The sequence below is a fragment of the Paenibacillus sp. ACRRX genome, assembly GCF_022346885.1.
In the GTDB taxonomy this organism is placed as follows: domain Bacteria; phylum Bacillota; class Bacilli; order Paenibacillales; family Paenibacillaceae; genus Paenibacillus_B.
In genome coordinates this window covers 335,198-356,742 of the sequence record NZ_JAKRNK010000005.1, presented here as the reverse complement: position 1 = coordinate 356,742, position 21,545 = coordinate 335,198, and the positions used below count along the sequence as shown (strand labels likewise).

Genomic DNA, 21,545 nt, shown 5'->3' with positions numbered 1-21,545 from the left:
CCGTTATATGACGATTAGTCAGTTGAAGCCATGCTGTGTGGGGCAGCGTTTATCTGAATTGGCCGTTAGGCTGCCGGATCGAGCTGCTGTTGTACATGATGAAACAAGCTTAACATACATGCAGCTTAACTATTGGAGTGAGCAGTTTGCAAGGCGCTTGGTCAGCATGGGCATGAAGCAGGGCGAGCGAGTATGTGTAATGACCTACAAAGATGTGCGTCTGATGATTGCTATTTATGGCTGCTTTAAGGCGGGCGCCGTCTTTGTACCGCTTGATGCGGGGAATCCCGACGCACGCATCAAGTATATCCTCGACAGTGCGCAGCCGTGCGCTGTAGTCGCGCCTGAAGAGGATGGCGAGCGTATAGCCGATCTGGCGCCTGGATTAAAGCATATTCCGTCAGAAGAGCTGCTGGCTTATTCGCATACAGAACAATGGAGTGCTCAGATGCATATGAGCCCAGCAATTGCATTGCCGGCTGTAAGTCTGGATGCGCCTGCTTACTGTATGTTCACCTCTGGATCAACAGGCTCCCCTAAAGGCGTAGTCATTCGACATGATAGTCTAGTCGCTTTCTTTGAAGCGGCTAACGCGCATATGAGCTTAAACGAGAGCTCCAAATGTTTGAACTTGGCGCCATTTTTCTTTGATGCTGTAGTTGTGGACACTTTCTATCCTTTGTATCGGGGGGCAACTGTTTATTTATATGATGGCTTGATTCTGCCAACAACGGTGATGGGCATCGTGGAAGAAGAAGGAATCACGCAGTTTACGGCGGTGGCTCCGATACTCACGATGATTGCGGACAGTGGTACGATGGACGATTACAATTTGAGCAGCGTTAAGACGATATGGACAGGGGCAGATGTGTTAAATGTCAAAGCCACCCAGCAGTGGTTAAGCCGAATTCCCGGTCTTAAAATTGTAAATGGGTATGGTCCGACTGAAGCAACTTGTGCGTGCTTGGCGTATCCCATTACGGAGCTGGAGCCAGATCGAGTAGAGCCTTATCCAATCGGAAAGCCATTAGCTGGTATTCATATCCGAATCGTGGACGAGCATTTGCAGCCCCTCCCGCACGGAGAGGCAGGAGAATTGCTTGTAAGCGGCATCCAGATTCTAGACGAGTATTGGGATAATGCGGAGGAGACTCGTAGGAGAATCGTGTCTATGTCTGGCCTGCAGTATTATCGAACAGGTGATATTTGTTATTTTGATCATGGAGGGGATGTTCATTATATAGGCAGAGCTGACGATGAGATCAAAATATGGGGACGCCGCATTAATCTGAATGAGATTAGACAGGCTTTGTTTGCTCAGTCGATTGTATTGGATGCAACGATATTTGTTGTAGAGGATCACATCCAAGGCAAGCTGCTGACAGTAGCTGTTGAAGTGGACGCCCCACTGACGGAAGCTGCAGGCGAAGAGGTATTGGTAGGCATGGAGAAACAGCTTCCATCCTATATGGTACCGAGGCGACTCGTATTAACGAAGCAATTGCCGAAGCTGCCTTCAGACAAAACGGACAAGCAGAAGTTAATCCGATTCGTACAATCTTCTAAGATGAACAACAGCGGTATTTTAATCTACGTAGAACGAGATGAATGAGGCAGCATTTTATGGGATGTCATTCGCTAGTTCGAGGCGGATACATAATATGGATGCCCACTTCGATAGATCTGGGTTCGCCAAGAAAAGGAAGCTGAAGCGTTGCCCGATTTTTGTGTCGATCTACTTTCTTGATGAGATTTTCCATCCCTTGCAAAGGACCGGCGACGACATGAATATTCGAATTTGAAAGTATTTGTAAGGTAGAGTACTCAAGAATTTCCGTGGCATCGAGCAGTTTTAGTAAGTGTGCGATTTCAACATCGTGGATGGAGGAGAGTTGAAAGGATTCGGGGTTGTGCTCGTTCTTTCGACCATTTGTCAACATACGTAGAACATGAGGTATGCGTCTTAAGGAATGGTAGCGATCAGCATTCATGCTTGTCTGGATAAGGACGTACCCAGGAAACATCTTTCTTAGTACATGCTGAGTGTGTCCCATCTTCTTTTCGGGAACTTTACGTTTAGGTACTAATGACATCAGTATGGTTGGATCAAATTGCTGTTTAAGCGATCGCTGGACCGTTTCTTCTTGGCCTGTTTCAACAAAAAGGGCGTACCAGTGCAATAGAATCATTCCTTTTTTGGATTGGCTTGACTTGGAAGTAGTATACCTTCTATAAAATGAAAAAAAAGTCGAATTGTAGAATAAATAAAATAAATTGACATTATTTTTGTTATCCGCTACGATAATCGTGTATTTTGGTATGGGTGAAAGATTAGGTGTGCAAAAGTGTGTAAGAGTAGGTTTATATGTATCAAAAAGTATAAGCGTATGTATTTGTTTTGGAAGTTGATAGACTAGGTCTCCCTTAATCGACGTTGCGGCGCGTTAAGGTGACACTAGTTCATATAAGCGTAAACAGGTAGTGTGCATGTCTGCAGACGAACGGGGGAGGGTGTGTCCGCAGGCGTGTTTGTTATGTTTGCGTTCATTGTAGACTCAGGGAGGTACTGCCTGCTATGGTTAGCGTGGATAGGGTTAAACGGACGCGATTGAATCACATTCGTTCCAGTCCGGAGCGCATCACTTGTCATTTAAGGCTGCATACAGCAAACCGGTATGAGCGAGCGATCATGACAGTATGCGGCCTGGCTGGCAAGAGAGAAAGAGCTGCGGAGTGGCTCCATCCCAGCGAAGCGGCATATCTCGACAAGCTGCGATTCGTAAAGCGCCGACAAAGTTATTTGGCTGGGCGTTACGCGGCCAAGCACGCTGTAGCAGCATGGATCGGCATTGATATTCCGTTGCAGCGAATAGCGATCCGGCACGGTCAGTTCGAGCAGCCGATCGTCACAGTGGATGGTCATTCTAACATTCAGGTCAGCATCACGCATTGTGACGGTGGTGCAGCAGCAATCGCGTTTCATGAAGCGAATCCGCTAGGTATTGATATGGAGCTTGTCCAACAGGAGAAAACGGATGTGTTGAAGAGCCAGCTTACAGCAAGTGAGTGTAACACCGTCAAGCAGCTCCCATTTGCTCAAGCAGCTTCTTTAACACTGCTGTGGACTGCCAAAGAATCACTTTCCAAAGTGCTAAAGACGGGATTAACTGTTCCGCCTCATTTTTATGAAACAGTTGATGTGAAAGCTAGCGCTTCTTCTGTTTACGGTCGCTACGCTTTTTTTCCGCAGTACCGCTTCCTTTCCTTCATCGCAGGTCCGTATGCGTATGCCATAACGTATCCTCGTCATGCCACGCTGGCAGCTCCTTTTGTTGACTCACCACTTCTAATTCCCGCATTTGCACAGCAATTACGTATAGACATCTGAGACATCCGCCGCTCATTTTCGAAAGCCAGGAATTAGTTTAGGAGATAACTTATGAGCAAATCGATTGTGTTTATGTACGCTGGACAAGGGTCTCAATATTATGGGATGGGACGAGCATTATTCGAGCAGGAGCCAGTGTTCCGCGACTGGATGCTTCGACTTGATCAAGCTGCCGCTGCGATGATTGGTGAATCGTTACTCGACAAGCTGTATGATCCGAAGCAAAAGCAGTCAGAGCCGTTTGATCGTACTTTGTTTACGCATCCTGCTATTTATATGATTGAGACTGCGATGACTCAGCTCATGTTCTCGTACGGTATATATCCAGATTATGTGCTGGGCGAAAGTATGGGTGAATTTGCTGCTGCGACTGCGGCAGGGATGATGGGGTGGCAAGATGGCCTAGAGATGGTTATCGAGCAGGCAAAGACCCTTGACAACTATTGTGCAGCAGGCGGCATGCTTGCAATTTTGGATAATGTATCGATCTATACGGATAACGGCCTTCTGCATGAACATAGTGAGCTTGCTGCTCAGCTGTCGGACACCCACTTCGTCATTACAGGGAACCAAGCAGCAATTCAGGCTGTTCAGACTTACTTGCATCAACAGTATATTGTACGTGAACTTCTCCCCGTGTCCCATGCTTTTCATTCCAGATTTATCGACCATGCAGCAGCACCCTATAAACACTATTTGTCACAAAAGAAATTCATGCCTGGGAACCTTACCCTCGTATCAGGAGTAGACGGCAGACCGCTGCAGGAGCTGCAAACGGATTACTTGTGGCAAGTTATCCGCCAGCCTATTTCGCTCCAGAAAAGCTTTGAGACACTTGAGCATGAAGGACCAGCTGTGTTTATCGATCTAGGTCCTTCCGGGGGAATGGCGAATATGGCCAAGCGGTGCCTTGCGACACAATCCGAGTCGGAAATGAAGACAATTATGTCTCGTTTTCGACAAGATGCTGCTAATTGGGACAGTCTGAAGCAAATGCAAAAGCATACTCGAACAAGAATCACATCAAATCATAAGTCGGCGGATAAAGGGGAGTACGCGTCGCCTCATAAGTCGGACAATAAGAAAATATCCAAGCCGGACTATACTTCGAATCATAAGTCGAATCATAAGGAGGCGAAATCAATGAGGGCATATGTATTTCCCGGGCAGGGTTCTCAGCAGCGCGGTATGGGAGAGGGATTATTTGACGAATATTCGGAAATGACGGCTCTGGCCGACCGCATTTTGGGGTATTCAATCAAGGAACTGTGTGTGCAGGACCCAAATAACTTGCTTGGTCAGACTCAGTATACGCAACCTGCGCTATATGTTGTTAATGCGCTGCATTATTTGAAGGCGTTAAACGAGTTTGGTCTCCCGAATATTGTCGCCGGTCACAGCTTAGGGGAGTACAATGCGCTATACGCCGCGGGAGCCTTTGACTTTGAAACCGGGCTTCGTCTTGTGCAGCGCCGCGGTGTTTTAATGAGCCAGGCTAGCGGTGGGGGAATGGCTGCAGTAATCGGACTAGACGAGGACAAACTTCGACAAGCACTTGAGGATCACGGTCTTGATCAGATCGATATCGCCAATTACAACAATTTAACGCAAATTGTGATCTCAGGTCCGCAGGCGGATATGCTGCAAGCACAGCAGGCGTGCGAGGCAGCTGGTGCCCGCCTCGTTATTCCGCTAAAGGTGAGTGGTGCATTCCACTCTCGTATGATGACAGCAGCTTACGATAGTTTTGGCGTTTTTCTAAGTGAATTCTCCTTTGGCACTCTGACTATTCCTGTTGTATCAAACGTGACGGCAAGACCATATGAACAGCATCAACTGAAACAGCATTTAGCAAGTCAGATTACACATTCGGTAAGGTGGACCGATACGATTCGGTATTTGATGGGACTGGGGGTAGAGGAATATCGGGAGATTGGACCTGGCAATGTATTAACGAAGCTGATCGCATCCATTCGGAAGGAAGCGACCCCGCTTCTTGTTCCGAACGATATTCCTGCTGAGGAAGTTCGGCAGCTTGATCAGCCGGACGAATCACGATGGGTACAAGATACGATCGGGATGACACTTGGTGATCCTCAATTCAAGCGGGATTATGGGCTTCAATATGCTTATATGGTTGGAGCCATGTACAAAGGGATCGCCTCTGAACAAATGGTCGTGCGAGCAGGCCAAGCAGGTATGCTGGGTGTGTTCGGAGCTGGGGGACTCAGCCTTGATCGAGTCGAAGCAGCGATTCGCACCATTCAACAACAATTGTCGAGCGGGGAGTCTTACGGGATCAATCTTCTGCATGATCCAGAGCACCCAGAGAAGGAAGAGCAGCTGGTTGATCTGTATGTCCAATATGGTGTGAAACTTGTCGAGGCTTCTGCTTATATGAGTGTAAATGCTGCTCTGGTTCGCTACCGTGCTTGCGGATTAAGTCGTCATTCAGATGGGAGTGTGCAGATTAGAAATTGTATCATCGCAAAAGTATCACGACCGGAGGTGGCGACTTCATTTTTAAGCCCCGCTCCAGAACGCATCATATCCAAGCTGCTGCTTGCAGGAAGCATCACACCTGAGTCAGCTGCGCTGTTAAGGGAAGTTCCAATGGCGGATGACATTTCGGTAGAGGCTGATTCTGGTGGACATACAGATCATCGTTCTCCTTATACACTGCTGCCGGCTATGATCCGTCTGCGGGATGACTATATGAAGCGCTTTGGTTACAACAAGCGAATTCGAATAGGGGCAGCTGGGGGGATAGGAACTCCTGAGGCAGCACTCGCCGCTTACATGATGGGAGCAGATTACTTGGTAACAGGATCGATCAATCAATGCACAGTCGAGGCAAATACTAGCGAATCGGTTAAAGAACTGCTGCAGCAGGCGGATATTCAAGATATGGATTATGCTCCGGCAGGTGATATGTTTGAGCTTGGTGCAAAGGTTCAAGTATTAAAGAAGGGCGGATTTTTTTCTGCTCGGGCAAATAAATTATATGAGCTTTATCGTAATTTCGATTCGATTGAACAGATCGATGAGCGCACACGGCAGATGATTGAGGAGAAGTTTTTTCAGAAGACGTTTGATGAAGTGTACGCTGCAGTTCGAGCTTACAAATCGAAGGCAGAAACCGAAAAAGCGGAACGGGATTCGAAGCATAAGATGGCGCTTATTTTTAAATGGTATTTTGCGATGTCGAATCTGGCAGCGATTAACGGAGATCCAGCACAGCGTGTAAACTATCAGATTCATTGCGGACCAGCACTAGGTGCCTTTAATCAATGGGTGAAAGGTACTAATCTAGAGCATTGGCAGCAGCGTCATGTTGATGAGATTGGCCGCAAACTATGCGACGAGACCGCTGAACTGCTGCGTCGACAAGTGTTGCAATATGCGACATAAATCGTAGGATTTGAATTGAAATGTTTACCATTAATTGCTATGATTTTGGGAGCATCTCAATTTGCAGGCTTGGAGGTAGTCTATGTATATTAAACAGTCGATAGAGCAGCTTGCACCCTATGTGCCGGGAATTCAACCTCAGATGGACGGCCGCGTTATCAAGATCAACGCCAACGAGAATCCTTATCCTCCCTCGCCTCAAGTACAAGAAGTGCTGGGTGGATTTGATTATGCTCAGCTCCGTTATTATCCTGACGCGACTAGCCAAAGCTTGCGGCAGTTGATCGCGGCACATTACCAGTTGTCCTCTGATCATCTATTTTGTGGAAACGGTTCTGATGAGATTATTTCTTACATTTTCCAAGTTTGTTTTGAGGAACAAGACTCCATTGCTACGCCTTACCCTACGTATACGTTATACAAAACGATTGCTGATATCCACCGTGTTCACACGGAATACGTGCCAACAAGAGATGACTTCACAATCGATATACAGGCATTAGTACAGACAGGAGCGAAGGGCATATTTATTGCCAATCCTAACGCACAGACCGGATTGATGCTGCCCTTGGCCGAGATTGAGGAATTGCTGCAGCGTTATGATGGGCTTGTAGTCATTGATGAGGCCTATATGGACTTCGCACCCGCAGAAGCCTCTGCATGCGAGCTTGTTGGAAGATATCCTAATCTGGTTGTGCTGCGTACTTTTTCCAAATCCTACTCATTATGTGGAATCCGTGTAGGCTACAGTTTGGCCGATCCTGCACTTGTGCATGCATTGGACAAATGCAGAGATTCCTATAACGTGAGTCATTTAAGCCAATTACTGGCGGAAGCAGCCTTTAAAGATCAAACTTACTTGCAAAGCACTGTCAAGCGGATAGTGGCTACTCGCGCACGGGTAACAGCGGCGCTGACAGACCTTGGTTTTGAAGTGCTGCCTTCAGAGGCCAACTTTGTATTATGTAAGCCAGTGCATGACAGCGCGATTGATATTTACGAGTATTTGAAGGGCAGACAAGTTTACGTTCGCCATTTTGACGCTCCGCGACTGTCGGACAAGCTGCGAATTACCATCGGTACAGATGCAGAAATGGATGTGCTGTTGAAGTATCTGCATGAGTTCGCTCAAGTAAGGTCGACATAACGAAGCCGTGGGTGACGTGAGTCTTAGATAAGACCGGATGAGCAGGTCACATTCACATCGAAATGCGCAAGCAAGGGATAAGCACAGACTGAACGTTTTTATTGTTCAGTCTGTTTGGCGTGTCTTAATTCTGTTCAGGAGGCGGATGTACAGTATGGACCATACAAGTGGCGAAGTTGATGCGCCAGAGCAAGTTGTGGAGGGAAAGGAGATTGCCATCGTTGGCATGGCTTGTCGATTCCCGGGAGCCGCACATTACGATGCATTCTGGGAACTGCTCGCAGAAGACCGCTCCAGTGTAAATGAGATACCGCATGATCGTTGGGATTGGACATCCTATTGGGGAGATACGCATGGAGAAGGAAATACAAGTTACAGCAAATGGGGGGGATTTATAGACGATGTGGATGCCTTCGATCCTCAATTCTTTGGTCTGTCGGCCCGGGAAGCGGAGACGATGGATCCTCAACAGCGCATCATGTTGGAGCTGGCCTGGAACAGCTTTGAGGATGCGGGAATTACCCCCTCGCGCTTATCAGGCTCCAATGTAGGCGTGTACATCGGCGTATTTAATTACGACTATAAAGAACTTCAAGAACATCCTTCGTTAGTCATTCAGACGTATCATTCCACAGGAACTGCTTCTGCAGTTATCGCCAATCGAATCTCCTACTTTTTTAATTTTAAAGGACCAAGCCTTCCGATCGATACTGCTTGTTCCAGCTCATTGAATGCTATTCATGCAGCTGTGCAGTCGCTGCAAGCGGGCGAGTGTAAAGTAGCGCTTGCCGGCGGCGTCAACCTGCTGCTGACACCGACTCGCCATATCTCGTTCGCCAAGACAGGCATGCTGTCTCCGACAGGCTCCTGCAAGACGTTTGACGACAGCGCAGATGGCTACGTTCGCAGCGAAGGCGCAGGCATGGTGGTGCTCAAGCCATTAGCTCAGGCTCTCGCTGACGGAGATCGAATTTATGGAATTGTTAAAGGCAGTGCCATAAATCATAACGGCAAGACGCATACGTTAACGTATCCAAATCCAGAAGCACAAGCAGAGGTCATTTGTGAGGCTTATCGCCGAGCAGGCGTATCCCCATTGAGTGTTAGTTACATCGAAGCTCATGGAACAGGCACACCTAAAGGGGACCCCCTTGAGTTTCAGGGGCTGTGTACGGCGTTTCAGCAGCTTGCGACAGAGGAAGGAGCTGTACTTAAGAAAGGCTATTGCGGACTAGGTGCGGTGAAGTCCAACATCGGGCATCTGGAAGCGGCAGCTGGTATGGCTGGGGTTATGAAGACACTGCTCGCCTTTAAACATAAGCAGCTGCCCAAGCTCCATCATTTTCAGCGTCTGAATCATCGAATTAAGCTTCGTCATACCCCTTTTTATATGCTGGATACACACAAGCCATGGAAAGCGCTCAGAGATAATGAAGGAAATGCGTTACCGCGGCGAGCAGGCGTCAGCTCGTTCGGGTTTGGTGGCACCAATGCACATATTTTACTAGAAGAAGCCCCCGAACAGCAGCGTAAGAAAGGGCGAAAGAACAGTTATCCATATTACTTGATTTGCTTGTCGGCGAAGACGGCTGAGGCGCTAAAGGCGAAGCAAATAGCATTAGCGGCTTGGCTGAAACAGGATGAAGAGCAGGAAAGTTTGCTGGATATAAGCGCGACATTGCTCGTCGGCAGAGAGCATTTCGGGGTAAGATCAGCCCTTGTTGTTTCAAGTAACGAAGAGCTTAGGCAAAAGTTAGCACGAATCATCGCTGGAGAAGATGCGGAAGGTTGTTATGTGGGACAAGAAGATGTACATACAACGGTGAAAGACAGCACCGCGATACATGTTCGCAAAGGGATCTCAAGCAAAGGGAACAGCAGTGCAGCCTACAGAGATAAGCTGATTAAACTTGCGGAGCGATATGTAGAAGGTGAACATTGGGACACAGCTGCTCTGTTTGAACATACTGCATACAAACGGCTGGCATTGCCGACATACCCATTCGCAAAAGAGAGATACTGGCTGCCACGACCTGTGCAGGCGAACGAAGCGCAGCATTCCACTACGCTTCTTGAGCTTCCAAAACACGATTTTCTCCATCCCTACTTGCATCGCAACACTTCCAACCTGCAGGAGCATCGATACAGCTCGATATGGTCAGGTCAGGAAGGCGGTTTACTGACAGCCATATCAAAATGTCCCAGCTCCGGCTCAAGCTTCTCTGCACTGTCGTGCCTGGAAATGGCCCGTGCTGCACTGTCGCTGTCAGACACGACGGCAGCGCGCAATGCCGAATCATTTTATATTCGGCTGCATGATGTGATATGGCCTGAATCGATCAGCGCTGATACAGAGCAGCATGAGGTGCATACTGCACTAGTGCCACTCGCAGACGGGGATATTGGATACGAAATATATCGGGATGCTCCGGCGAATGGCCAGGATTCTATTTACTGTCAGGGTCAGGTGCAGTGGCTGTCTCATACAGCGGCGGAGAAAGAAGCATCATTAGTCGTGACGGAGTTGGGTCTAAGCTGGAAGGTGTTAAGTATCCCTGCTCACATGCCTTATATTAAGGCGGCTTATCATCAAGACGGAAAGCATCTTGCTCGCATACAATTACCGTCAATCAACACAACAAAAGACTCGATTATGCTCCATCCCGAATTGCTGGAGGCAGCGATTGAGAGCGCGGTAGAAAGTGATATTGCGCTATCCGGACAATTCACTTGGCGTGGGGGCGGGTTACCCATGGCATTACATGAACTAGATATTTACGGGGCGTGCACCTCTGATATGTGGGTCATGGTTCAAAGGCAAGTCAAGGATGAGCAGGATGATTTGCTTGAGATCGACATGCTGTTGTACGACTCTGAAGGGACATGCCAGCTTGCTGTAAAAGGGCTTCAGGTTAATCTATTAAAGGTAGAGCAGACGCTGGAGGAAGAGTTGGAGACGGCAGAGACACGAGAATGGAGCTGCCTCCAGAAAAGGTGGGTGCCACAGCCTTTAGTTAAAGAGAGGGAGTATGATGGGGCAATTGCGGTACTAACCAGCCCAGCTACAGAACATATTGCCTTAATACTTAGCCGGAAGCTGCCGAAGCATCAAGTAGTGCTGCTCCGCGAGAGTGCATCACCAGTGCAAGCAGGTCAACAGGATCAGGCATCCGATACATATCGTGCCTGGATAGACGTTACAGGCTGCGGGCCGTGGGTGGAAACCGATCATACATGGGACGGGATTACGCTGCTGCAGCAAGCCGTAGAACAAAGCCGTGAGAAGGGACTCATTCTACTAGGCGTTACGCAGGGGCTTGAGGCGCTGCAAAACGAGTCGATCCATCGTGCAGGTGCCGCTCGTGCAGCATTGTGCCGGATGCTGCAAAGCGAATATCGACATTTAATCTCACGCCACGTTGATGTAGATGTGCTGGCGACAGCAGAGCATATTGCAGACATCATCGCCGCCGAGTTGGAAGCAGGTGGGGAAGCGGCAGAGGTATGCTATCGACAGAATGTACGGTACAAAGCAGAGCTGCAAGCAATTGAAAGCGTTCGAGCAGCTGGCTTAGGTGCTAATGCTCAGCTTGATCCAGCCCGTAATGGCGTCGATGAAATTAGTCGGACTCTTGCTTTTGCAGAAGAAGAAGTGTTGTGGATTACGGGAGGGACACGCGGTCTAGGCTACCTTTGCGCACGGCATTATGTTGAACAACACGGCGTCAAGCGGCTTGTGTTGACCGGAAGGGAAGAGCTACCACCACGTGAACTGTGGGATACGGAATTGCCAGCAACTACAAAAGCAAAGATTGACGCTATTTGTGAGCTTGAAGAACTTGGAGCACAAGTTAAAGTGCTGGCCTTGCCGCTGTCAGAGCGAGAGCTTGTGGAGCAGCATGTACAGGCGATTCGCGCCGAGTGGGGCTCGATTGCTGGTGTTATTCATTGCGCGGGAAGCTGGGATTTGGATAATCCAGCCTTTATTCGCAAGCCTCTGGACGTATTCTTGCAGGTGGCTGAACCAAAGACGACCGGATTCGAAGTGTTATTAGCGAGCTTGAGGGCAGAGCCTTTACGCTTCTTTGTATTGTTCTCCTCGGTATCGGCCATCATCCCTACGCTAGGTGCAGGGAGAAGTGATTATGCCATGGCGAATGCTTATTTGGATTATGCCGCAGAGGCTTATCATGCCACGTGCCCAATCGTCAGCATACAATGGCCAAGCTGGAAAGAGACAGGACTAGGTGAGGTGAGAAATAAAGCCTATGACGATACAGGCCTGTACAGCCTGACGAATCAGGAAGGGCTGCATTGGCTGGACACGATTGTATCAGGCGGTATTGGCCCTGTTGTTATGCCAGTAGTCGTGCAGTCGGACAAGTGGAATCCTGCAAGACTGCTGGATCGTTACATGGTCGATGCTTCTGCTCGATCAGACGAAAAGGCCATTAAGATGGCGTTGCCCCATACGGAATCTTCCCTGACACACGAATCAGATACTGATCTGCTGAAGCAGACAGAAGCATGGCTTACTGCCTTGCTCGCCAAGGAGCTAAAGACAGAACCGGCGAAGCTTGCAAGTCATGTGCCCTTTCAGGAATTTGGCATAGACTCGATTATGCTGGCGCAAATTGTGCGGCAGATGGATCGAAGCTTGCATGGAGTAGCTGTAGACCCGGCTGCGTTTATCGAACAAGGAACGATAGGGAGCATGACGCAATATTTGATCGAACATCATCGTGAGGCCCTATTAGCAAATACAACTGCAAATATTCAAGCCCCTTCTAACCTGCACAAAGACATAAAACCTAACATAACCGCACATAAAGACTTAAAAACAGATATGAATATTCGATCCGAAATGGGGACTAGCACCAAAAAAACCGTTAACTCTATACGACAGCTCAGCTTACCATCCGCACCACAGAGGGCCGCCGCCAATCGGGATAAAATTGCCGTTATCGGCATGGCGTGTCACTTCCCGGAGGCGTCTAATTTAGCAGCATACTGGGAAAACCTGCGCATTGGCAAAGACAGCATTGGGGAAGTTCCGTTATCACGTTGGAATTGGCGGGACTATTACGATCCGAGTGGGCACCAAGCAGGCAAGAGTCTTAGCAAATGGGGCGCATTTCTGGAGCAGATCGAATATTTTGATCCAAGCTATTTTCATATCTCGGAGGCATTGGCGGAGCAAATCGATCCTTTGCAGCGACAATGGCTTGAGGTCAGCGCCGAAGCGCTTGCAGATGCCGGTTTTGGCAAACGGGACCTGTGGGGCAAACGAGTGGGCGTATTTACGGGTACCCGAACCAGCAACTTCGGTAGTAAATATTGCGCTACCTCGAAGGATGTACTCGTCGCGACAGGACAAAACTTTATAGCGGCCCACTTATCTCACATCTATAACTTCAAGGGGCCTAATATGGTCGTTGATGCTGCTTGTGCAAGCTCGTTGACTGCGATTCACTTGGCAGTGCGCAGCATCCAGAGCGGTGAAGCAGAGATGGCGCTTGCAGGTGGCGTGGAAATACTGCTCGACGAGTCGATGTATTTGGATTTGAGCGCAGCCAAAATATTGTCGCCAGAAGGACGCTGCCGCACGTTCGATTCTGCGGCAAACGGTGTTGGGTTGGGTGAAGGCTGCGGTGTACTTGTGTTGAAGCCATTACAAGCTGCTATTGCGGATGGCGACAAAATATATGGTGTCATTGACGGTACGGCGATTAACAATGACGGCAATACGATGGGTGTGACCACGCCGAACCCGGAAGCGCAGCGCGAACTGATAGAAGCGGCTATTGAGGATGGCGGCATCCATCCAGACACCATTACTTACGTAGAGGCGCATGGAACAGGCACTCTGATTGGAGATCCGATTGAATTGAAGGCACTTACGCAAGTATTTGGCAAATACACTTCAAATAAGCAATATTGCGGTGTCGGCAGTGTCAAGACGAACTTGGGCCATCTTTTAAGTGCGGCGGGCGCGGCCAGCGTTATTAAAGTGCTGCTCTCAATGACGGCGGGGCAATTGCCCCCAACGCTAAATTGCAGTCATCCAAACCCAAGGTTTAATTTTGATGATTCTCCATTCTATCTGGTGAGGGAGGCGCGGTCTTGGCAAACAGAGCAGCACGTGCTGAGAGCTGGCATCAGCTCCTTCGGATTAGGCGGGAACAATGCACACATTATTGTCAGCAATGAAGGGATTCCTGAGTCACTGCGCGCCACTTTGGTTCCAAAGGGCGACAGAGTGACATTTAACCGACGAAGATTCTGGCCACAACCGCTGCTTGTTGAACAGGAATTGCATCGAGGGCAGGAGACGGTGGAAGAGGACGCATTTGCAGGATTTTTTGAGCCTGTCCAGATTACGAGGTAAGGAGCATTGCTAATGATTAGTCAAATGCAAAAGCAAGAAAGTTACTTGCAGCGAGTTACGCATGCCAACTATATCGTTCGGGACCATCTGGTCCATCAGATTCGTACGCTGCCTGGAGTAACGCTACTGGATATGGTATATCGCTTATCCTTGCCCTATTTGGGCACACAGGCTATTGAGCTGCGCAATATTTTGTTTATTCAGCCTATCGTGACATCACCGCAGTTTGATCAGGAAGTCAACGTTACTTTTACACCAGAACCAACGCATGTTCAAGTACGGGTGACTAGCAGAAAGGTACGTGGCGACCAAGTCGTAGAGCCTGAATGGCAGGCTAACATGGAATGTACCTTGTTCACAAGGCAGGAGCAGAGCCAGACAAATAAGATCAGGGATATCAAGTCCATGATGAACCAGGCTGATCAAAAATGGGACATGGATGACGTCTATGGCGTAGCACGAGAAGCGGACATTAACCACTACACATTTATGAAGACATTAGGAACGGTTTATCGTCGTGGACAAGAAGAGATTATGGAGCTGCAGCTAGGGGAGCTTTCGGAACAATATCGCTCTAAGTTTTATGCTCATCCGGCTTTTCTTGACGGTTCAACCTTTGCAGGCTACTCGTTCCGTCTGAGTGGAGAACGCAGTCATTATTTTGATGAGGGGAAAGCATACATTCCTTTTATGATTGGTCGTTTCTGTATTTATAAGACGCTGCCAAGTACGATTTATACGTATACACACCGGTCAACTGCAGATGAGGCCAATGTGTCAGGGGCACTGGATGTATTTTCTACTAATTTAGAAATTCGCGATGCGGCAGGGGAACTGCTGGTTGAATTTGAACGATTAACGTTAAAGCGTATTCGAGAATTGCAATCGATACAACGTTTAGTGGAATTGGAGCAGGAACGAGCCCCATCTCCAGGCAGAGAAACACTTTCTGTTTCTGTAGACAAAGAGCTGCCATCTGTACAAACAGACCCAGACGCTGCGCGGAATGTAGAGGAGCAAGAACCTTTACTGCTCGCTGAAGCTTATTTGCGGGAGCAGATTGGAGTTGTCCTTAATACCGCGCCGACAGCTCTGAATACACAGACTGGGTTTTACGATTTGGGACTGGATTCCACAGAGCTGCTTGGCCTTGTCAAATTGCTGGAACGGCGACTAGAAGCGCAATTGTACCCGACGCTTTTGTTTGAATACGCAACGATTGAACGCTTATCCGAGTATTTGGCGGATCAGTATGCCGAAGCTTTTCGGCAATCGAATGATGGACATGAGGGTCGCACTGAAGGCCGTTATTTAGATAAGGCTGCCAATCCTGACAGTTCAGTTGATGAAGATCCGAAGGCCGCTGCATCCACACTGGCAAATAAGCAAGGTGACCGTGTGCAAGAATCAACTTCATCAACAGCCGCCTCACTGCCAGACGCACATATGATGAAGCAGCAGCGCGCTGGGGAAGATAGCGCATCCGGACATGCTGAGGCTGTGGATCATGAGCTTTTATTGTACAAGCGCCAATGGGAGCGTGTCCCTAGCAGTCAGTCTGTTGGCTGGAATGAGACGAATAGTCACTTAGGTGACCTAGGAAGTACAGCGTCGGTCAAGCCGGGGGTGCGGCAGAAGCTATGGTTGTTCGGTGCTGCCTCTCAGCTGCGGACAAGCCTGCAGTCGGTGCTATCTGCCGAGGCTGCTGCTGATGTGGAGGCGCTGGATTCAGAGCTCACGACCGTGCCTGCACGTCTCGAGCTCATGTTTAAGCAGGCACTTAAGCATATTCAACATGAGCTCCAGCAGCTTACAACTGAGCAAGTGCGCTACCTGGTCGTGGCGGATATGGACGATGAATTAGGGCCCTATGCAGCGGCATTGGAGGCAATGTTAAAGACAGCCAGTCTAGAACAGCCCCGTATCGGCGGTAAAGTGATCCTGGTAGACTGTCTGCTGAAGATGTCCATGCCCCAGGTTATAAAGTTGTTGCAGCAGGAATCCAACTCAATTAGTCGCGGGGAAGAGACGGTACTTTATAAAGGTACAACTAGAGAACGTCATATCAGACAATGGGTGCCTATACCGCACTATAACCGGAAACAACCGTACACTTTAGAAAGTCCTGAGCAATCCGAACTTGCGTACAAGCCAAACGGCACTTATGTGATCACTGGGGGATTAGGCGGACTAGGGCTACTGGTTGCGGAACATATTACGGCACATTTCCCCGTAAAACTGGCATTAATCGGCCGTTCAACATTAGGACCTGAACAGGAAGAACGTGTCAGGCGTCTGCGAGAACAAGGCTCAGAAGTGATCGTGCTGCAGGCGGATATGGGTAATGATGCAGAGGTAACCGCCGCTTTCAGCCGCATAAAAGATCAGCTCGGTACGGTTAACGGGATTATTCATAGTGCAGGCGTCATTAGGGACGAGTACATTGTACGTAAAAATACAGACGAGCTAAGCGCAGTATTTCACCCTAAAGTACATGGCTTGTATGCGCTCGATCAGGCAAGTCGCGAAGAACGATTGGATTTCTTTGTGCTGTTCTCCTCCATTTCCGCTGTTATCGGCAATATCGGCCAGGCGGACTATGCCAGTGCTAACGCAATTATGGATGTGTTCGCAGCGCAGCGGGACGCGCAAGTTCGAGCAGGGGCACGACATGGGGCAACTGTGTCTTTCAATTGGCCGTTATGGGCAAATGGGGGCATGCGAATCGACGCGCAGATGGAACGGATGCTGTTTGCATCTTCCGGGCTGCGACCGCTACCTAACGAGGCAGGCTTACAGGCGTTGGATGCGGTGCTTGCGGCAGATACAGTACAGGCTGTTGTGCTGTATGGAGCGGCGGGGGTTATACAGGATACCTTTATGGGTAACCATGCGAGCCAACCTCTATCTTCCTTCTCCGAGGACACAAGCGAGATCGAGGTCAGTTACGGACCGGACGATATTGCTGTTATTGGACTGTCCGGACGGTATCCGCTTGCAGGAAATGTGGAGCAATTCGAACGCAACCTTCTCGCCAAGCGTGATTGCGTAACGGGCTTTCCACAGGATAGATGGGAAGGGCATTCTTTTGGATATGAGGTCGATCATTTTTATAAATTCGGCGGATTTGTGGATGACATCGACAAATTTGACCCACTGTTCTTTAATATGTCACCACGTCAGGCGGAGACAACGGATCCACAGGCTCGTTTATTTTTACAAGCGGCTTGGGAGGCGTGTGAGGATGCCGGTTATTATCAGGACCGAGCCGAGCATCATTACGTATCTGGCGGGGAACATACGGTAGGCGTATTTGCAGGCGTGTTTTGGAGTCATTATGAGCTGTTTGGCGCAGATTTGGCCCACCAAGGGGTTCCAATGTCATTTGGAAACAGCCCTGCGGCAATTGCTAATTTGGTATCTTACAGCCTTAACCTGCACGGGCCATCTATGGCGGTGGACACGATGTGTTCGTCATCGCTAACTGCAATTCACCTAGCGCGTGAAAGTATTCGCAGTGGGGAATGCCACTTTGCGCTTGCAGGGGGTGTCAATCTAGTCACGCATCCGCACAAGTATATGTTCTTGAAGCAGGCGCAATTTCTGTCCTCGGACGGGCGCTGCCGCAGTTTCGGTGAAGGCGGCGATGGCTATGTGCCTGGTGAAGGGATAGGTGCTGTCCTGTTAACGACTGTTGCACGGGCAGAGCGCGAGGGGTATCCGATCTACGGTATTATAAAGGGTTCTGCTATTAATCATGTCGGCAAGACATCCGGTGCTACGGTTCCCGACCCTATTGCACAGTCTGAAGTTATCAAGGAGGCGCTTGGAAAGTCTGCCGTTAATCCACGTACGATCAGTTATGTGGAAGCACATGGAACGGGTACTTCGCTTGGCGATCCGATTGAAATTCAAGGATTAAACCGTGCCTATTCTGCGTGGACGAAGGATAAGCAATTTTGTGCAATCGGCTCTTCCAAGTCCAACATTGGGCATTTGGAGGCGGCAGCAGGTATTGCTGGATTAACGAAACTGCTGCTGCAACTGAAGCGTGGCGAGTTGTTCCCGTCCCTTCATGCCGAGGATGCGAATCCGTTTATACCGTTTGCAGATACCCCCTTTTATCTGGAGCGTGATGGAGGACCATGGCAGAGACCTGAATTGGCGATCGATGGTGAACTAAAAATATATTCAAGACGGGCTGGGCTAAGCTCCTTTGGTGCTTTCGGAAGTAATGCCCATTTGGTTGTTGAAGAGTATGTACCGAATTCCAGCAGAATTCAAACCAATAGGTCGGACGCTGCGAGGGGGGAACAAGGCGCAGTAGTCATCCCGCTGTCTGCGCGTAGTGAAGACAGACTTCTAGCAAGCGCCCAGCAGCTGCTTTACTTTTTAACAAAACAAGCTGCTGGAGTCGACCAGGCGCCAACGGCCGACTTGCGTGAACAGGTAAAAACGGACATCTTGCAGCAGTTAGGTGAGCTGCTTCATGTTGCTGCAAGTGAGCTGGATGCTGCGCATTATTTCGTAGACCAGAACGTGGACCATTTGCTGCGTCATCGTTTATCCGAGCGGCTTGCGGAGTTGTGGGAACTGTCAGATTGGGAGGTATATACGTACAAAGCAAGCTCCGTTAACGAGTTGGTAGACCTGTTGCTCGAACATGATTGGGAGAAGTTTGCCAATATCTATGAGGCTTCGGTTGCATCCACTGGCCCTGCAAAGGCTGGTTCAATCCACGTAGTGGAGAACGGCGAATATCAGCAGCAAATTCACTTGTCCGAGTTGGCTTATACCCTGCAAGTAGGAAGGGAAGCCATGGCAGTGCGTCTTGCTTGTGTTGTGAGCTCTATAGATGAACTAATCCGCAAGCTGACAGAGCTGGTAGCAGGGATAATCCCCTCTAGCAGCTATCGAAGCGAGGGTGCGATGATGCAATCCGCTGTTCCAGTCGAGCTGCGCAGTCGGATGAGCCAGAACGAGTTATGCAGTGCAGCAGAGCAATGGGTGAAAGGGGCTCGGCTGAATTGGCGTACACTTTATGTTTCTTCGCCAAGGAGAATTCATTTGCCAACCTATCCATTTGCCGGCGACAAGTACTGGGTGCCTAAAGTGGAGCAGGCAGATGCAGTGCTGTCTCGTTCAACGCAAGTGCCAACTGCAGCCGGAACCGTTTTGCATCCACTTTTACATCGGAATACATCTGATTTAACGGAGCAGCGGTTTAGTTCCCGTTTTACGGGCGAAGAAGGTTTTTTGGCAGATCATGTTATAAACGGGCGCAGCGTGTTACCAGCAGCTGCATGCTTGGAAATGGTACGGGCAGCTGTATTTGAGGCCGCTGCGCCTCTAATGGAACAAGAGCGACGACTAACATTTAAGCATGTCGTATGGACAAGACCCATAGTCATCAATGGGAATGAGGGTGAAATCCATATTGGCTTGTTTGCTGAGGACAATGGCGGAATCGCGTTTGAAATATACGGTAAAGAGTCGGAGACGTCATTCACGCAGGGCAGCGTGACGATTGGTACCGAGATCGAACAACCGCGTATTCAGTTGGAGCGTTTACTTGAAACAACCAGACCAAGCCGCTGGAGCACGGAACAGTATTACTCAGCTTTTCAGCAAGCTGGTCTCGAATATGGAGCAGAACATCGTTGTATGGAACAGATATTTCTAGGAACAGATGCAGCTATAGTCAAGCTGCGTTTGCCCGAACGTGAATCTGGGTCTGCAGCGGACGCACCTTTTATGCTGCATCCAGGCTTGCTGGATGCAAGCTTACAGGCAACGCTTGTCCTGATACAGGGGTTAACTGATAGTTTGGATGAGCTGCCGCAAGTCACCTTAACCGTACCTTACGCTTTACATGAATTGAACATGTTTGATACAGCGACTTCTACAATGTGGGCGATCGCACGATTCAGCGCAAACGGACCTTCCTCAGACACGACACATACCTTTGATATTGACGTATGTGATGAAGCGGGCAACGTGTTATGGCGTCTTCTGGGCTTATCAGCCAGAACAATTAAGGCGGAAGCGGCGGGCGTCGGTGTTCTGGTCTATGAACCAACATGGCGGGCGAGTGATCTGCCTGTGCATACGCCTCATGCAGCACCGTGGACCCGCCATGATATTCTTCTTTGCGGGCTGGAAGATATAGACGATCGACTGCTCACAGACCAGATGACAGGAGCTGCCTGCCTGTCGTTGCGGACAGACGAGCGGCACTTAGGGCTGAACTTTCAGTACTATGCTATCCATTTGCTTGAACATATTCAGCGTGTGTTAACAGCTGGCGGCACAGATAAAGTGCTGCTGCAAGTAGTCATCCCAACCACTGATGATGGCAAGCTCCTTGCTGGCCTGAGCGCTATGCTGAGAACGGCCCATTTGGAGCATCCGCGTTTGTTGTGGCAGTTAGTCGAATTTGACCACAAGCCCGAGTCGGTGGCATCTAATCTAGCCTCATCCGCAAATACGCTTGCTGAACTGGCACATCTGTTAAGCGTCAATGCCATCCAAAGCCAACATGGCGACCTTCATATTCGTTATCGTCATAACAAGCGCTACGTGCAGGAATGGAAGGAGCACAATACTCAAGATCAAGTTGGCAAAGTGCCATGGCAAAACGAAGGGGTTTACTTGGTTACGGGAGGCACAGGAGGACTTGGGCAGATTGTAGCTAAAGACATCCTTAATCGTGCAGAGCGGCCGATAGTGGTGCTGACTGGTCGTTCTCCACTTGATGAACGAGTGCAAGACAAGCTGAGTGCATTAAGGAATGAAGCGCCGCTTGCTGTGATTGAATATATGCAGACAGACGTGGCGGATCGCAGTCAGGTTGATACGCTTATGAATGTTATTCATGCCCGTTACGGGAAGTTGAATGGTATTATCCACAGCGCTGGCGTAACACGTGACAGCTACATCCTGAAGAAGACCCCGTCAGAACTGACAGAGGTCTTTGCGGCTAAGACAATGGGAATCGTTCACCTTGATCAGGCAAGTCGACATTTCCCGCTCGATCTGTTTATTATATTCGGTTCGCTTGCGGGGGCATTGGGCAACGCAGGGCAAGCTGATTATGCGGCAGCTAATGCTTTTGCAAGCGCGTATGCAAAATTGCGGACAGAGGCGGTGCAGACTGGGCTTTGCTCAGGCAGCACCTTAACGTTGGATTGGCCGCTCTGGCAAGAGGGGGG

General features: G+C 49.2%; 6 protein-coding genes and 1 pseudogene. 6 read left to right on the top strand and 1 reads right to left on the bottom strand.

Annotated features, from left to right (window positions below; all coding sequences use genetic code 11):
* The first annotated feature begins 7 nt into the window (after positions 1–7).
* Positions 8–1,612: an amino acid adenylation domain-containing protein gene (locus MH117_RS17095; protein ID WP_239330440.1), complete on the top strand. Its 1,605-nt coding sequence runs from the start codon at positions 8–10 to the stop codon at positions 1,610–1,612.
* A gap of 19 nt (positions 1,613–1,631) precedes the next feature.
* Here the strand turns inward: MH117_RS17095 and loaP are convergent, their stop codons facing one another.
* Positions 1,632–2,189 carry an antiterminator LoaP gene (gene loaP, locus MH117_RS17090; protein WP_239330439.1) on the bottom strand — a complete coding sequence of 186 codons (558 nt, stop codon included), beginning with the start codon at positions 2,187–2,189 and terminating at the stop codon, positions 1,632–1,634.
* 386 nt (positions 2,190–2,575) lie between these two features.
* Here loaP and MH117_RS17085 point away from each other — a divergent pair, with 386 nt between their 5' ends.
* The 5 genes and pseudogenes from MH117_RS17085 to MH117_RS17065 form a co-directional block, all read left to right on the top strand.
* The gene (locus MH117_RS17085; protein WP_239330438.1) at positions 2,576–3,388 is read left to right on the top strand and encodes a 4'-phosphopantetheinyl transferase family protein; all 813 of its coding nucleotides are present in this window, start codon (positions 2,576–2,578) and stop codon (positions 3,386–3,388) included.
* 51 nt (positions 3,389–3,439) lie between these two features.
* On the top strand, positions 3,440–6,799 hold the full coding sequence (fabD, locus tag MH117_RS17080; protein ID WP_239330437.1) for an ACP S-malonyltransferase: 3,360 nt from the start codon (positions 3,440–3,442) through the stop codon (positions 6,797–6,799).
* An 82-nt stretch (positions 6,800–6,881) separates the two neighbouring features.
* Positions 6,882–7,946: a histidinol-phosphate transaminase gene (hisC, locus tag MH117_RS17075; RefSeq protein ID WP_239330436.1), complete on the top strand. Its 1,065-nt coding sequence runs from the start codon at positions 6,882–6,884 to the stop codon at positions 7,944–7,946.
* Between the two features lie 154 nt (positions 7,947–8,100).
* Complete coding sequence (locus tag MH117_RS17070; protein WP_239330435.1) at positions 8,101–14,334, top strand: type I polyketide synthase; 6,234 nt, start codon at positions 8,101–8,103, stop codon at positions 14,332–14,334.
* 12 nt (positions 14,335–14,346) lie between these two features.
* A pseudogene (locus tag MH117_RS17065) lies at positions 14,347–21,528 on the top strand (SDR family NAD(P)-dependent oxidoreductase); the annotation flags it as partial.
* Positions 21,529–21,545 lie beyond the last annotated feature (17 nt).